The organism is Halorussus rarus, from assembly GCF_003369835.1.
GTDB classification, from domain to species: Archaea; Halobacteriota; Halobacteria; order Halobacteriales; family Haladaptataceae; genus Halorussus; species Halorussus rarus.
In genome coordinates this window covers 1-15435 of the sequence record NZ_QPMJ01000006.1, presented here as the reverse complement: position 1 = coordinate 15435, position 15435 = coordinate 1, and the positions used below count along the sequence as shown (strand labels likewise).

The window sequence follows — 15435 nt, the reverse complement described above, 5'->3', positions numbered from 1 at the left end:
TGGCCGGCGCGGGCGCGACCGCGTCGGCGCGGTTCGAGGCCGACGAGTTCGGCGGCGCCCGCGGCCGGGCGGACCGGGCTCGCCCGGACGACCGCCGTCCGCGACGCGACGGGGCGTCCCGCCGCGAGGATTCCCCGCGGCGCGGCGCCGGCGGCGAGCCGCATCGACGCGAGGGTGACGGGTCCGCGGCCAGACGCGAGGAGGCTCCCGCCCCGCGACGAGACCGGGACGGCCACGCGCCCCGGAGCCGACGGGACGACCGCCGGCCCCGCCGGGAGGGGACCGGGCGCGCCCCACCCCGCGAGCGGGACGCCCGGGCCCGGCAGCGAACGGCCGACCGGCCCCGCGGAGACGCCGACTCCCGACGGGATTCGGCCGCGTCGCCTCGGTCCGACGCCGACGTCCGCGAGTCCGCCCCCGAACCGCCGCGCGAGCCCGTCGACTCGCAGGACGGGGCCGATGCCGGGCCGCGAGCGGACGCGATGGCTGCGGAGTCGACGGACGACGAGCCCGCCGAGCGCCAGGCGGAGGCCCCGGCCGGTGCCGACGAACCGGTCGCGACGGGCGCGACCGACTCCGAGTCCGGCGGGGCGACCGCCGACGGCGCGGTCCTCTCGGTCGACCGTCGGCTGGAGACGACCGAGCCCGCCCGGACCCACGGGGTCCGCGAGCGGGTCACGGTCCGCAACGAGGGCGACGCCGGGGCCGAGTCCGTCCGGGCGTCGTTCCCCGACGAGACCGTCGCGGTCGGCGACGTCCCGCCCGGCGACAGTGCGACGATACAGCGCCACCACGCCTTCGCCGACGTCGGGACGGTCGAGCTTCCGGCCGCGACGGTCGCGGGGGCCGACGCCACCTGCGAGGTCCCGGCCGAGCGGGTCTCGGTCGAGCCCGCCGACCTCGCCGCGGAGGTCGTCCTCGACCCGGTGGACGGGGGCTACCAGGTCCGGGTCGACCTGGCGAACGGTCGGGACGTCGACTGCACGGTCGAGCGCATCGGCACCCGCGATCTCGGCATCTGGGACGTCGACCTCCGGGTACCGGCCGGCGAGTCGGTCGAGTGGACCCGGGATGTCGAGGGGGTTGCCCTCGAGGACCCGGCGACCGAGACGGTCGTCGAGTACCAGTTCGCCGACGGCGAGCCAGACCGCCTCGGGACGCTCGGCCGGGTGACCGACGCGAGCGCGGCCCCCGCGGAGGGAGTCGACGCTCTGGCGGCCGACGTCGGCGACGAGACCCGCGTCTCGGGCGGCTACGGCAGCGTCGTCCTCGTGGTCGAGAACCGCGGCGAGTCGCCGGTCGCTGACCTCTCGGTCGCGGCGACCGGCGAGGCGGTCAGCGACCTGATGTACGGCGGCAGCGAGTCGGTCGACGGGCTCGCGCCCGGCGAGCGGTTCACCCACTTCGTCGACGTCGAGACCGAGGGCCCGGAGGCGACGGTGACGGTCGCGCTCTCGGCCGACGACGGGGAGACCGAACTCGAACTCCGCGGGCCGGCGCCGGCCGACGAGGACGACTGGTCCGAGGCGGCGCTGGCCGACTGGACGGTCGAGCGCGACGACGACGCCGACGACGGCGGTGCGGACCACCTCGTCTCGCGGTTCGAGGACGTCTGAGCTCCCCGTCTGGGACGCCGAGTCGCAGTCGGCCTCGCCTCTTCTTCCGGCCGACCCGCTCTTCCCCGTTCCAGTGCACCATGCGCGTCTCTACCCGTTTTCTGTAGCCGCGAATCGTCGGGAGGCGTCGACCTTCCTCGGTCGTCGGTCGCCAAAAATGAACTGCGAGTTCCGGGTCGGTCGCGCTCCGCGCCGCGTCAGGAGGCCACGAGGAAGTCGCCGCTGACCGCCTCGCGGGCGTCCCGGACGTAGGCGTAGGTGTTGCGCGTCAGGTAGACCAGCAGGCCCACGAATCCGAGCCCGTAGGCCGCGGTCGAGCCGTACATCGAGTAGCGTGCCACCTGGAGCCGGCCGACGGCCTGCTGGCGCTCGCTCCGGACCCGCCGGGCCTCCTCGGTCGCGCCCGCCTGACTGAAGGCGGTCGCGGCCTCGCCGTAGGTCGCGCTCACGGCCGCCGACTGCTCCTCGAAGGCGTCCCAGTTCATCGGGTTGACCATCAGCGGCTGGCCGGCCACGACCGTCAGCATCCCGCCGCGCAGCTCCTCGCGGAGCTGGCGGGCCGACTGACGCTCCTGGTTGGCCTCCTTGACGGTCTCGCTGTAGGCGTCGAACGCGGCGGCCGACTCCTTCCGGAGGCGCTCGGCCCGCTTCGTCTCGCCCTGAAGCGAGGCCAACTGGGCGAGCTGGCGTTTCATGTGGGCGCGCTCGATCATCGAGACGTTGCCCGAATCGAGCCGCGACCGGTAGTAGTCGGTCTGGGCGCCGATCAGTCGCTCGGCCCGCTCCTTCGCGGCGGCCCGCGACTCGCCGGCCGACCGCCGGAGCTGCGGGTCGTCGAGCTTCGCGACGTAGCTGTCGAGCAGGTTGTACGTCGCGGCCGCCCGGACCACCTGCTGCTGGGCGGCCTCGTTGCCCTCCGCGTCCATCGTCTCGCTGGCGTTCTCGACCGACTCGATGAACAGCATCGTCGCCCGGCCGGCCGCGATGGACGTCGAGAGGTCGGTCCGGGAGACGTTACCGCCGTCCCGGAGCTGGCGTTCGAGGCCGTCGAGCGCCGACACCATGCCGGCGGCCGTCCGGCCCCGCCAGTCGCCCGACCCGGTGTACTCGTCTAGCGGGTCGCGTATCTGGTCGAACGAGTAGGGCTTGGGCGTCGCGGTCACCGTGACGGTCTCGGTCTCGACTCCGTCGCCCGACACCCGGTAGGTCCAGGTGTACTCCCGGTAGAGCTCGGCCGCCGTGTCGAACCGGAGCGCCACGACGAACGGGGCGGTCTCGCCCGCGTCCAGCGTCTCGGGCGGGCGCTCGACCACGGTCAGCCACTCCTCGGGTCCGGACTGCTTCGTGACCGACAGCCCGGTCACGTCCCGGTACTCCAGCGCCTCGGCCACGTCGGTGCTCATCGTCAGGTTCTTCGTGACGATGACGTCGCCGTAGCTGAGCCCGGTCTTCTCGACCGACATCTCGATGCCGTGGGTGATGTCGATCTGCCTGGTGATGCTCTCGCTGCCCGCGTTCTCGGTGTCGACGGAGACGCCGAGCCCGTGGCTGCCCTCGGGCGTGTCGGGGTCGGCCTCGATGCGGACCCGCACCCCGCCCTCCGAGAGCCCTCCGATGGTGTCGGGGGTGTCCACGACGCTGGCGGTGACTGCCGTGCTGTCGGTCCGCGCGGTCGCGTCGAGGACGTTCATCCGCAGGTCGCCGTCGTTGGGGACGGTCACCGTCACCGTCTTGGTCTGTGTGCCGACCTCCGACTTCGGCTCGTCGAACACCATCGACGCGTTCGACATCGTCAGGCTCCCGAACCGGGCCGGATAGATGACCCGGCCGGTGAAGTCGATCTCCTCGCCCACGCTGTTCTCGCCGCCGGGCTTGAGGAACGCCGACCACTCGATGTCGGCGTGCTGGGCCGCGTTCTCGCCGACCGAGATCGTCACCTCGGCGGTGTCGCTTCCGCCGGGGCTGGTGTCGAGGTAGCGCAACTGGTCGAAGCTGATCGACCCGTACTGGTCGGAGTTGGTGATGCGGGCGCTGACGCCGTCGATCCCCGTGTAGCCGGCCTCCTCGGAGACGGTGAACTCCTTCGTCTGCTGGCTGCCGACCAGGATGTCGCCGACGTCGACCTCGGACCCGCCGCCTCCCAGGCCCAGCACCGGGGGCTTCTCGACGGTGACCGACACGTCGAAGCTCTCGGTGTTCCCCAGGTTGTCGCGTACCGTGGCCCGGAACTGGTAGGTGCCCTTCGACACCGACGAGTCGGCCTCGATCTCGAGGTCGAACGCGCTCGACTCGCCCGCGTCGACGGTGTTGGGCAGGCTGTCGTAGCTCGCCGAGAATCCGCCGGGCACGCCGCTGAACGTGACCTCGGTCGGCCGCATCTGGCCCTCGCCGGTGTTGGAGATGCTGACCTCCTTGGTGGCGCTCCCCTCGTCGTTCGACCTGAACACGACGGTCGCGTCCTGGGTGTAGATGCTGCCGAACCGGGGTTCGACGACACGAACTTCGAGGCGGTTGTTGTCCGGGTCATCCGTGTCGCCGTAATAGTATCCGCCCGTAGCGCTTGACGGGATAGTCGCTTCGTACCGGATCTCGTACTCGTGGCCCGCCTGCATCGTCCATGAGTTACTGGTTCCGCTTGCGCCGCCATCGAGGTCGTCCCACTCCTGGAAATCGAACTCGACTGCACCGTCAGCCATCTGATTGTTGACTGTGACAGACTGGTTCGACTGCGCCACGAACGTGGCGGTCAGTGCCCGCGTAACAGTGTCGCCAGAACTTGCAGCGGCTTCCGCCCTACTTACCGTGACGCTCGAATCGGCCGCGACCGGGCCGGCGATCGCGTGGAGGCCGACCAGCAGCGCCACCGCGACCGTCAGCAGGCGGCGCTTATCCATGGGCGACCTCCTCGCTCAGCACGATCTCGCCGATCTGGGAGTCCTCCACGTCGCGGCCCCACGCCGCGAGCCGGTGGGCGAACAGCATCGCCACGACCGCGACGACGAGCGCGAACCCGAGCGCGAGCAGCGCGCTGGCCAGCGCCAGCCCGGTGACCGCCGACCGGGCGCGCTCGCGCAGCGCCCCGACGGTCCGGGCGCGGTCGGCCAGCCCGTGTTCGGCGGTCACCGTCTCGGCGGCGGCCAGCCGGTCGTTGGCGCTTCGGGCGGCGGCGTACTCGTCGAACACCGCCGTGCCGTGGGCCGCGAGCGCGCCGACGGGCGAGCCGCACGCCTCGCCGCAGGAGTCGAGGAACGACCGGGCGGCCGCCACCGACTCGTTGAGCGCCTCCACGTCGGCCCGGTAGGCCGACTGGAGCCGCTCGCGCTGGACGACCAGGTTCGAGTACTGCTGGACCGCGCCGCCGCGCTTGTACGCGGTGGCCGCGCTGGCCATCCGGTCGAGCCTGGTCCGGGTGTCGTTGGTCGCCAGCGCGGCCTCGTGGAGCGCCTCGCCCTGGTCGACGTAGAACCGGTCGAGCGCGATGCCGGTCAGCGCGGCGTACTGGGTCCCGCCGGCCGCCCGGAGGTCGGCCAGCAGCGACTCGGTCTCGTTCACCCGTTCGAGGGCCGCGGTCCGCGAGCCGCTCCGGCTCAGGTTGTACGCCTCGTCGAACGTCACCAGCACCTCGTGCACCAGCCGCATCCGCTCGGCCTTCGCGTCGGTGAACGTCCCGACCTGGACGGCCGAGACGGCCTGGGCCCGCACCACCTCGAACTCGCTGTACTCCTGGAACGCCGGGTTCCCTTCGAGCCCGCGGAACGCGTCGAGGAACTCGTCGGCCGTCTCCGGCGACGAGGCCTCCTCCTGGGCCGCGGCCGCCGGCGCGACCAGCGACCAGCAGATGAGCGCCACCGCGAACACGCATCGGGCTCGTCTGTGTGTCTCCGTCATTAGAACACCGTCCGTTCGAGTCGGTCGCGCAGTCGCTCGTGGTCGAACAGCTCGTCTACGGCATCGAGCAGCCCGCCCGCGGCGAACGCGACCACCGCGCCCCGGACCGGGTCGTCGCCGCGCTCGGCGTTGACGAACTCCTTGACGCCCTCCCAGAGCTCGCGGGCCGGCGCGACCACCGCGACGTCGGCCCGCTCGTCGTTGATCCGGTCGTCGACCGACCGGAGCTGGGTCAGCACGGTCTGGCGCTGGGTCTTGCGGTCCTCGGCCAGCAACTCGAAGAGGACGTCGACGTCGAAGCCGCCGGTCCACTCGACCCGCTGGTCGGGCATGTCCGCGCAGGCGCCGAACAGGTCGGTGTTGCGCTTGGTCGCCATCGCGTCGTCGACGAGCTCGACCGACCGCTCGGCCGCGTCGAGCAGCGCCGAGACCACCGCGTCGGGATCGGCGTCGGCGGTGGCGAACCGGTGGCCCTCCCGGGAGAGCCGCTCGACCGTATCGAGCAGGTCTGTCACCACGCTCCCGTAGTACCGGGGAATCGCCACGTCGCGGCCCGAGGCGGTCGCCATCGCGTCGACGTCCCGCCGGACCGCGGCGATGCGGTCGCGCTGGCTCCGCCCGAGGCTGTACTCGAAGCCGGCGTCGAGCGTCGCGCGGGCCCGCCGCCCGTCGCCGACGTCGACCTGCTTCGACTCGACCGCGAAGGCGTCGCCGCCGCCCGGAATTTCCATCGCGACCTCGTACGTGCCGACGAGCAGGTCGTCGAACGCGGCGACGCCGTCCGGGCCGGTCGTCGCCGACCGCCTGCTCTCGCCGAGTTTCCGAATCGCCTCCTCGCGGGGCCGGACCTCGACCGGGAGACCTTCGACGGCGGCGCCGTCGACCGTCGCGGTCACCTCGAGACCGCCGGTCAGCGGCCGGAGCGAGAGCGACCCCTCGGCGGTGTCGCCGTCGAGCGACAGGGTCGTCCGGTCGCCCTCGTACTTCTCGTGGTCGGCGGCCACCTCGACCCGGCTCGCGGCGAGCGGGAGCTCGAAGCCGACGCGCCCGTTCGGGTTGGTCGGGCTCGTCTCGCTCGCCCCCTCGTCGGGCGTGGCGGTCACCGGGAGGTCAGACACCGGCTCGCCGTCGCCGTCGGTCACCTCGACCGCTGCCTGCTGCGGGCCGAGGTCGAACGTGAGCTCCTTGTTGGTCCGGACTCGTATCTTCTTCCTGTCCCGGATGCCGTCGCTCTCTGCGACCAGGGTCCACCGTCCCCTGTCGAGTCGCATCGTGCCCTCACCGTCGGTCAGCGTCGTCTCCTCGCCGCCGTGGCCGCTGTTGGTCGAGCCGCCGTTCCCGTGCTTCTGCGTGGCGCGGACCGTCACCTCGTCCGTCACGAGCGAGCCGGTTTTGGCATCTCTGACCTCGATGTCGACCGTGTACTCGTCGTTGCGGGTGGTCGTTCCCGCAGCGGAGCCGGCCGCAGTGGCAGGGTCGGGGTCGTTGCTGCCACGCCGTAACACGAAGACGATACCGCTGCCGCCGATCAAGAAGCCGACCAGCAGGCCGATGAGGAGTGTGCTCCCAAACGGGAGGTCGAACTGACCTACCAGTCCGCCACCGTTGGAATCCGACGCGTTCCCGCCGGCGTTCGCGGGCGCGTAGAACAGCGAGTTGTTGGTCTCGCCGTCGCCCGTCACGTTCGCCCGGACGAGGTGTTTCCCGTCGACGATGACCCGGTAGCTGCCGTTCGGGTCCAACTGGTAGGGCGTGGGGCTCAGGTTCACGCTTCCGTTCTCGACGATGCCGGGTACTGTAACCGAGACGTACCGGGAATCGTTGGCCAGCCAGAGCGTCGTCTTGTTCCACGTCATCGACTCGCCGTCAAGCGACACGGTAGTCCCGTTGTCGGCGACCGTCGCGTCGACTTTCTCGCCGGTCCTGGCCGAGTAGTCCGCGCTATCTATCAACAGCTCGCCGTCGCGGTACACCGAGACGGTCCCGTTCTGCGCGGTCGCCAGCGCCGAGTCGGTCAGTTCGAGCCGACCCTCGCCGGCCTCCACCGGGGCCGCGAATCGGCCGCTCGGTTGCTCCGTGCTGACCACGACATCGTAGCTCCTGTCTTCGAGCAGAGGGTTCGTCACCGCGAGCGTCCTGCCGTCTTGCACGACCTCGGTCGCGTCCTCGACGTACTTGCGGAGTTGCAGCGACGTCGTTTTCCCCCGGTCAGGAACCGAGAGGGTCGCTTGCTTCGCGACCGGGAGCGAGAGGTTGGCGGCGTCGAACGAGACGGCGAGGATGTCGGTGTTGTTGTCGCGATACTCGACCGTCCCGCTCACCGCGTTCGGCTCCCCGTCGAGTTCGAGCGACACGCTAGTGTCGTCGGCGTAGCCCAGTGCCGGCTTCAGCGGTACCCGCAGCGTGGTGCCGGAGAACTGGGCGTTCTTCGTGTTGCCAAACTTGAGATACTGGAGGTCGGCCGTCTCGTTGAATAGCTCGGACCCGTTCGCTCGCACCGCGACAGTCGCTTCCTTCAGGTCCGTCTTCCGGGCGCTGAGTTCCGTGACCGGAATCCGGAACGTATCGGTCTTGTTCTTGACCGACTTCTCGTACGACTTGCCGCCTTCGACCGATACGGTGATTTTCTTCGTCTCGCTCACGCCGTGCTCGTCGCCGAGCTTGACGACCAGCGTGTCGCCGTCCCGGCTGACGTGGTCGGTGTCGCCGTGGGCGGCGCCGACGCCGGCGACCCCGGCGACGACCGACAGGGTCAGCAGCGCGGCCAGCGCGGCCGACCCCAGGCGTTCGCGTCGTGAGGGGCGCGTGCCTGCCATGGCTACCCCTCGTTGATTTCCCTGTACTCGTCGAGGTTGTCCTCGATGCGCTGGAGCTCGTCGGCCGGGAGCCGGGCGTTGCCGAGCGACCGCCCGGATTCGAGGCTCCGCTTGTACTCCTCGTACTCCTCCCAGGAGTGGTCGAGCAGCGGGTTCAGGTCGAACCCGCCCAGCAGCAGCAGGACGTCGACCTCGTTGCCCCGCTCCTGCTTTGGCGTGAGGCTGGTCATGCCCGAGGCGCCCAGCAGGCCGTGCTTGCGCTTCCAGTCGTTGAAGGCGTTCTGGACGTCCGGCTCGGTGATGTCGCCGCTCTCGATCATGTGCTCGGGCGCTCGCACCACGGCGTAGGTGACCCGGGAGGTGCCCACGTCCATCGGGACGAAGGCGTTCTCGGCGGCCTTGTCGAACATGTACTCCATCTCGAACAGGTCGCCGTTGAGGTCGGTGGCCACCGCGGGGGTGAAGTGGTACGCCCCGATCTGGGACGGCACCGTGACGTAGTCCTGGATGTCGATCACCCCGCGGGTCTCGCGGCCCGCGCCGATCATCAGGTCGATGGCCGAGATGATCCACTCGTTGACCTCGGTGTAGTCGGTGCCCGACGACTCGTCGTCGCTCAGGTGGGAGTTGGCCACCAGCAGCACCATGTCGGCGTTCTGGCTCCCGTCCGACGACCGGAGCAGCCGCGAGAGCCCGCAGACCGCGTTGAACTGGCGCTGGGGCGCCTCGTAGTAGTACGGCCACACCGCCAGCGCGGCGTGGATGGTGCTGTCCATCCACTCCTTGCGCTGGCTGGTGTCGAGCCCGCTCTTGAACTGGTCGATGATGTACGGGATCGAACCGTTGCCCGTCCCGCCGCCGAGGGTCGCGGCGTGGAGGAACGCGTCGGTGTGTCCGCCGAGGTCGCTGATGTTGCCGACGATGCGGTCTAGGTCCTCGCGGGCGGCCTCCTCGCCGGTCACGAAGAAGTTGCCCGCGCCCTGCTGGGAGCCGAACTCCAGGGCGTGGCGGGTCCACGGGTCCTCGTCGTCGATGCTGTCCTCGATGCGGCTGATGGTGTTTCGGATGTCCGCGCGGTTCGTGTTCATCACGAGGATGCGGTCGTCGATGCCGGGGTTGTCCGACCGGGTGAAGAACTGGGACGCGATGCGCCCGCCACCCTCGCCGGAGGCGATGACCGCCCATCGTGTAAAGGTGTTCTCTGCTTGTGACATGTTATGCTCGCTTGGTTACTCCGTCGGGGGTGAGTTCGACCGACTCGGCGACCGCGGAGTCGGTCACCGCCTCCCGGATCACGTCGTCGGGCAGCGGCGCCGACAGGAACCGCGACCGGAAGTCGTCGAACGTCATCGTCTCGTCGTCGTCCAGGTTGTGCTGGAGGACCATCTCGACCTCCTGGTCGAGCTGCTCGGCGTCGAACGCGACCACGCCGTCGGCGTCGGTCCGGGTCACCGACAGGTCCTCCCGCTCGGCCCACATCGCCAGCAGGCAGGGGACGTAGTCGTCGGTGATGGGGTAGTCCATGGACTCGGCGAGGTACCCCTCCTCGTCGTACTGGTCGCTCAGGTCGTCTGCGAGTTCGGGCAGGTACTCGCGGATGTCGTCCTCGACGCCCGCGCAGACCTGCTCGCGCAGGCCGACCTCCGCCATCGTGAGCTCGACCTCGACGTCGTCGTCGACCGTGACGGTCTCCTCGGGGGTCCGGTAGTCGTCGGGGTCGGGGTCGGCTCGGACGGCGTACTCGCCGTAGGGGACCTCCTCGAAGGTGACCTCCTCGGCGAGGTGGGTCCGGACGTGCTCGTCGTCGGCGTGGGCCGTCCCCTCGATCTCGAGGGTGACGCCGCGCTTGGGCCCGCCCTCGTCGAACTGGGCGAACACGGTCACGTCGTGGGTCTCGGCGTCGCCCGCCGCCGACAGCGCCGGGCCGGACGGGTCGTAGGACACCTCCGCGTGCTTGCGCGCGTAGAGGTCCATGAACGCGCCGGCCTCCTTGACCGGCAGGTCCGCGGCCGTCACCTCGGCGTCGGCCCGGAGCTCGTCGTCGATGACCGACTCGATGTCGTCGTACGACCGGGCGACCGACGCCTTCTCCGACAGCCGGTCGAGCGCGTTCGACAGGTCGCCGACCGCGCCGGTCCAGGTGAGCCGGAACTCGTCGAGGTCGTCGGTCCGGCGGAGCTGGGCCGCGTACTCCTCGTCACCGGCCGAGGGCCACTCGTAGTAGTCGGCCGGGACGTCGGCATCGCCGAGGGCCGAGAGGTCGTCCTCGAGGTCGCCCTCCATCTCCTCGACCATCGCGACGCAGGCTTCCCGGAGCGCGTCGCGGTGGCGCCGGAGGTCGCTCACGTCGAGCGCCGAGTCGAGCGACGCCATCGCGGCGTCGACCTCCTCGACGCGCTCGACGTGGCGCGTGGAGACGTACTCCTCGGCCACCGACGACTGGACCGCCTCGAGCAGGTTCTCGACCGACTCGCGGTCGGCCTCGAACCGGCCCGAGAGATCGCCCTCGAGCGCGGCCTGGGCGTCGAGCGCCGCGTCGACCGCCCCGGCGTGGTCGTCGGCCTCGGCCCGCGACTCGGCGTCGTCGAGCAGGTCCTCCACCCGGGCCTCGTCGACCTGGCCGTCCACGTCGGCGAGCAGGCGCCGCACTTCGTCGGCGGCCCGCCCGACCGCGTCGGTCGCGTCCGCGCGGTGGTCGGCCAGCACGTCCTCGAGCGCCTCGACGTCGTGGTCGGCCTCGTCGACCGCCTGCTGGCCGCGCCAAGAGCCGACCGTCGCGAGGTCGGCGTCCGCGAGCCGGTCGAGTTCGTCGCGGAGCCGCCGGAGGTCGCTCCGGACGAACGACTCGAACGAGTCGGTCAGGGAGGTCTCGAGGTCGTCGACCGCCGACCGGATGCGCTCGAGGTCCTGGACGTCGGCCGACCCGCCGAACCGCTTGCTCGAGAAGGTGCCGGCAGCGGCGTCGAAGTCGACGCCCTGGTCCGCCAGGTCGTCGGCGATCCGCTCGACGCCGGACTTCACGTCGTCGGCGTCCCAGCCGGGGTACTCGCTCCGGAGCGCGTCGAACTCCGCGTGGAACTCCCGGAGGTCGGTCGCCGCCCGGGTCGCCTGCTGCTCGGTGTAGTTCGATTCGCTGGTGCCCCGCCGGGAGACCACGCTCCGGACGTAGACCCCGACGCCGGCGACGAGCAGCGCCGGGATTCCGAGGGCGATGAAGCCGACGCCGAGCCGGGAACTCGTGAACAGGAACAGGACGAGTCCGACCGCCGCCGCAGCGATGACGATGCCGCCGATGCCGAGTGCCGCCTTGGTTTCTCGCTTCATAGTAGTCCTCCGAGTATCGAGGGTCCGCCCAGCGCGACCGCGCCGCCGATTCCGACCGCGAGCGCGACCGCGGCCAGGCCCGCGACCCGCACGAACACGCCGAGCCCGTAGTCGACGTCCGAGTTGACCTGCCGGTCGAACCGGATGTCCTCGAGCCTGCCCGCGGTCAGCTTCCAGCCGGGGACCAGCCCGACGACGAGGCCGAGCAGGGCAGCCCCGCCGAGGTTGAGCCACACCGTCGTCTGCGCGTCGCCCTCGGCGCGCTCGAGCGCCGAGAGGTACCGCTCCATCGCCCGCTCGGCCTCGCGGCCGTCGGTCCGCTCGCGCCGCTGGGCCGCCTCGAGCGCGGCCAGCGCCGACGCGTCGCCGCCGGAGCGCCACGCCGCCTCGTAGAGGGTGTCTTCGAGCGCGTCGCTCCGGTTCGCCACGGCGTTCCGATGCCTGACGACCGGGTCTGCGACCGACTCGCCGGCGACCGAGAGGTTGTCCGGGTCGGCCTCGCCGGCTTCGAGCGTGGCGGCCGACTCGTTCAGCCGGGCCGTCGCCGCCGTGAGGTTCGACAGCGCCGCGAGGTACCGTCCTTCGGACTCGTTGTAGGCGTCGGCCGCGGCGGAGCTCTCGAACGTTATCTGCCCGTCAGCCAGCGCCGAGTCGGCGGTCGAGCCGTCCGGGACCACGACCGAGACGCCGCCGAGGTTCTGCTTGCCGTCGACCAGCCCGGGCAGGTCGACCGTCGGCTCGGCGCCGGTCACGTTGACGGTCACGGTCGCGTCGCCCTTCTTCAGCACTTCCAGGCCGGGCGTCGACGCGAGCTCCCACTCGGAGCCCCGGGTGTGCTTGAGCTGGCCGTCCTTGCAGAGGGCCACCTCGAACCTCGTGCCCGGGTAGAGCCCCGTCTCGTCCGTGAGCACCTGCGAGTCGGACGGGGACGACGCGCCGGGCAGTATCCCGACGAGCACTTCTCCGCCGCCGGTCTGTCCGCAGGCTGCCTCGGCGCTCGGGGACGTCGCCGCGGCCCCGCCCGTCTGTCCGACGACCAGCGCGACGACGAAGAGGCCGACGAGAAGCCGTCTCACCCGCCGTCACCCCGGTTCACGTACGCGACCAGCCCGCCGCCGAGCAGGCCGACCGCGAGGCCGATTCCGAGGCCACCGACCCGCGGCGCCCAGGGGTTCTCGGCGGCGGTTAGCGCGGCCCTCGTGGCGTTGGTCTGGTCGTGTATCTGCTCGGCGAGCGGCGGCTCCGCCGCCGCGTTCGATCCGCCGGCGACGGTCGTCACGATCACCACCGAGAGCACGGCAACGGCCAAAAGACCTACAAGGAGCTGTTTCCGCGTCATACCGTCTGCCGCGCCTCGTTCTGTCGCTCGTACTCGTCGGCCCGTTCCTCTATCTCGGCGATGCGGGCGACGTCCTCGCGCCGGTAGGTGAACAGCGAGGTGAACGACGCCAGGTTCCGACGGGTCAGCGCCACGCCGAGGTTCACCTCGGGGCACTGGCTCTCGAGGAACCGGCGCACGGTCGAGGTCTCGATGCGCCTCCCGCCGCCCGAGATGTACTCGACCGGCGCCCGGATGAGTCCGATCGCCTTCTCGGCCTCGTCCGGCGAGGCGTCCGAGAGGGTCTGTTTGCTCGCTGCCAGCCGCGAGAGCGCGCTGCTGTCGACGGATTGGCCCCCGACGAACGGGAGCAGGTAGCCCAGCAGCGACTGGGTCATCGTGACCGACCTGCCGATGGTGGCGTACCCCGGCCGGGGGTTGGTCCCGCGGGTGTCGAACGACAGCGAGGTCACGACGTCCTGGAGGTCCACGACCGGCGGGTCGACGTCGTCGTACTCGCCGGGGTCGATGCGCTCCAGCGTCGACCCCGAGATGAGGTCGACCAGCCCCGAGGCCACGTACTCGTTGTACTCGGCGAACCGACCCTCGGCGGCGTCCTCGTAGGCGAGCCGCTGGTTGTCCACGAGGATGATGCCGTCGACGGTCTCCTCCAGTCGGTCGAGCCCGTAGACGGTGTTCCACGCCTGGCGTCCCGCGCTGATCTGTTCGTCGTCCTCCTCGATCGGTCCCTTCGTGTTGGGCAGCACCGCGACGCCGATTATCTGGGCCACGCCGTCGGTGTACTCCTTGATCGCCTCGGCGACGTGGGGCGCGATGCCGCAGCCGGTGCCGCCGCCCAGCCCGAGGCAGACGAACGCGAACGGGATGTCGCCCGGCGTCCCGTCGGGTTTGTCGAAGTGCGCCGCGAGCCTGTCCACCAGCTCCTCGCGGTGGTCCGCCATTACCTGGTCGGCCTGTACCGGGTTCCGACCGAAACCGCCGGTCACCTGCTCTTCGAACCCCGCCGTGCCCCGCTCGACGAGACCGTGCCGTTCGGCGATGCCGTACTGGTTGGCCTCGCCGACGTTCGAGAGGTTCCGAAGGTCCCGGATGGTCGAGTTGAACACCAGGGGTGACGCGGGGGTGGAGACGCGTCGGTGGCCGAACACGTCGTCCACGATGGCGCTCCCCGCTTGCCCGGTGCCAGCAAATACATATACCATGTCGGTACGTCTCTCGGTTATCCACAAAGCGCGCACATATACCTAACGGAAAAAGAAATTATGTTGCCTTAGAGCTCGTAAAAAACCCGCTCCTATCCGCGCAGTCGACGAAGCATCACGCTGTACTCGTTTCGCTCGTAGAGTTCTTCCACGTAGTCGAGGGTTTCGTCGGCCGCCGCGAGCAGCCCGGCGGCCCGGGCGTCGTCGCCGGCCGCGGCCGCCGCCTCGGCGTCCTCCCGGAGCGCGTCCACCAGCGAGAGGAAGTGCAGCGGGATGCTGTGGTTGTGATCTCGGCGTCCGTCGACGTAGCGGTCCTCGAACGCCTCGCGCCGGTCGGCCACCTCCGCGACCGGGAGGTCGGCGCCGGCCGTCCCGGCGCTCGCGGCTCCGGCACCCGACGCGCCGAGTTCGTCGACGAGGGTCCGGTCGTAGAACCGCAGCTCGCTGCGGACCGCGTAGGGGATGACCGCGTTCGAGTCGTCGGCCCGGTCGACCATCCCCCGGAGGTCGGCGACCCGGTCGGCGAGCGCGTCGGCGGCCGGCCCCGTCGCTCCGTCGAGCCGGGCCGCCACGCCGTCGGCCAGCTCGAGGACCGACTCGTCGTCGAGGTCCGCCACGACGCTCCGGGTCGTGGAGGCGGCGTCGAGCTGCTCGACCGCGGTGTCGAGCGCGGCCCTGAGGTCGCCAAGCCCGGGCGAGGCCAGCCGGTCGAGCAGCCGCTTGGCGACCGCGCTCTCCGGGCTGCGCTCCCGGCGCACCTCCGTCGCGACCGGCCCGACCCGGCCGGCGCCGTCCTCGGCGAGGCCGAGTTCGCCGCGCTCGACGGCGTCGGCGAGCCCGCGGAGCCGCTCGGCCGCCGGCCGGCCGCTGTCCGGCCCCACGTCGAGGTCGGCCGACTCGGTCGCGGCTGCCGTGAGGACGTCGGTCGCCTCGGCGACCCTGTCGCGCTCGGTCTCGCGGCGCTCGGTCGCCGAGCGGTCCGCGGCGGCCGCCTCGGCCAGCCGCCTGACGCCCGCCGTGACCTCGTCGTCCGGGCGGTCGAGCCGGTCGCCGGCCCGGCGGACGTCGCTCGGCGCGACCTCGCCGGCGTCGGGCAGCTCTTCGAATGCGCGTTCGAGCGTCCGCACGGTTTCGATCGCGGAGACCGCGCGGTCGAGCGCGGCTTCGAGTTCGTCGGGGTCGGCCCGGTCCGGCGCGGCCGCCGCGTCGAGGAGCCGGCGGGCCGCGGGCGCGGACGGCGACCGCTCGCG

Annotated in this window: 9 protein-coding genes and 1 pseudogene; 1 reads left to right on the top strand and 9 read right to left on the bottom strand. The window is 71.3% G+C overall.

Going from position 1 to position 15435, the window contains the following annotated elements:
* Positions 1 to 1616: pseudogene (locus DVR07_RS21215) on the top strand (hypothetical protein); the annotation flags it as partial.
* 197 nt (positions 1617 to 1813) lie between these two features.
* On the opposite strand, the gene DVR07_RS21210 reads toward DVR07_RS21215, so the two are convergent.
* The 9 genes from DVR07_RS21210 to DVR07_RS21170 all read right to left on the bottom strand — a co-directional run.
* Positions 1814 to 4510, bottom strand: a complete 2697-nt coding sequence (locus DVR07_RS21210) for a hypothetical protein (protein ID WP_162829670.1) — start codon at positions 4508 to 4510, stop codon at positions 1814 to 1816.
* A complete protein-coding gene (locus DVR07_RS21205) occupies positions 4503 to 5504 on the bottom strand; it encodes a hypothetical protein (RefSeq protein ID WP_162829669.1) in 1002 nt (333 codons plus the stop codon). The genes DVR07_RS21210 and DVR07_RS21205 overlap by 8 nt, the downstream gene beginning before the upstream one ends.
* Positions 5504 to 8320: a hypothetical protein gene (locus tag DVR07_RS21200; RefSeq protein ID WP_115799328.1), complete on the bottom strand. Its 2817-nt coding sequence runs from the start codon at positions 8318 to 8320 to the stop codon at positions 5504 to 5506. The genes DVR07_RS21205 and DVR07_RS21200 overlap by 1 nt, the downstream gene beginning before the upstream one ends.
* Before the next feature lie 2 nt (positions 8321 to 8322).
* Positions 8323 to 9534, bottom strand: coding sequence for a hypothetical protein (locus DVR07_RS21195; protein ID WP_115799327.1), 1212 nt, complete (start codon positions 9532 to 9534; stop codon positions 8323 to 8325).
* 1 nt (position 9535) lies between these two features.
* Entirely contained in the window at positions 9536 to 11644 is a 2109-nt protein-coding gene (locus DVR07_RS21190) for a hypothetical protein (RefSeq protein WP_115799326.1), read from the bottom strand.
* On the bottom strand, positions 11641 to 12720 hold the full coding sequence (locus tag DVR07_RS21185) for a hypothetical protein (protein ID WP_115799325.1): 1080 nt from the start codon (positions 12718 to 12720) through the stop codon (positions 11641 to 11643). Before DVR07_RS21185 ends, DVR07_RS21190 begins: the two co-directional genes overlap by 4 nt.
* Positions 12717 to 12983: a hypothetical protein gene (locus DVR07_RS21180; protein ID WP_162829668.1), complete on the bottom strand. Its 267-nt coding sequence runs from the start codon at positions 12981 to 12983 to the stop codon at positions 12717 to 12719. Before DVR07_RS21180 ends, DVR07_RS21185 begins: the two co-directional genes overlap by 4 nt.
* Positions 12980 to 14185, bottom strand: a complete 1206-nt coding sequence (locus DVR07_RS21175; protein WP_115799323.1) for a cell division protein FtsZ — start codon at positions 14183 to 14185, stop codon at positions 12980 to 12982. Before DVR07_RS21175 ends, DVR07_RS21180 begins: the two co-directional genes overlap by 4 nt.
* Before the next feature lie 92 nt (positions 14186 to 14277).
* A partial coding sequence (locus DVR07_RS21170; protein WP_115799322.1) for a hypothetical protein occupies positions 14278 to 15435 on the bottom strand: 1158 nt, incomplete at its 5' end.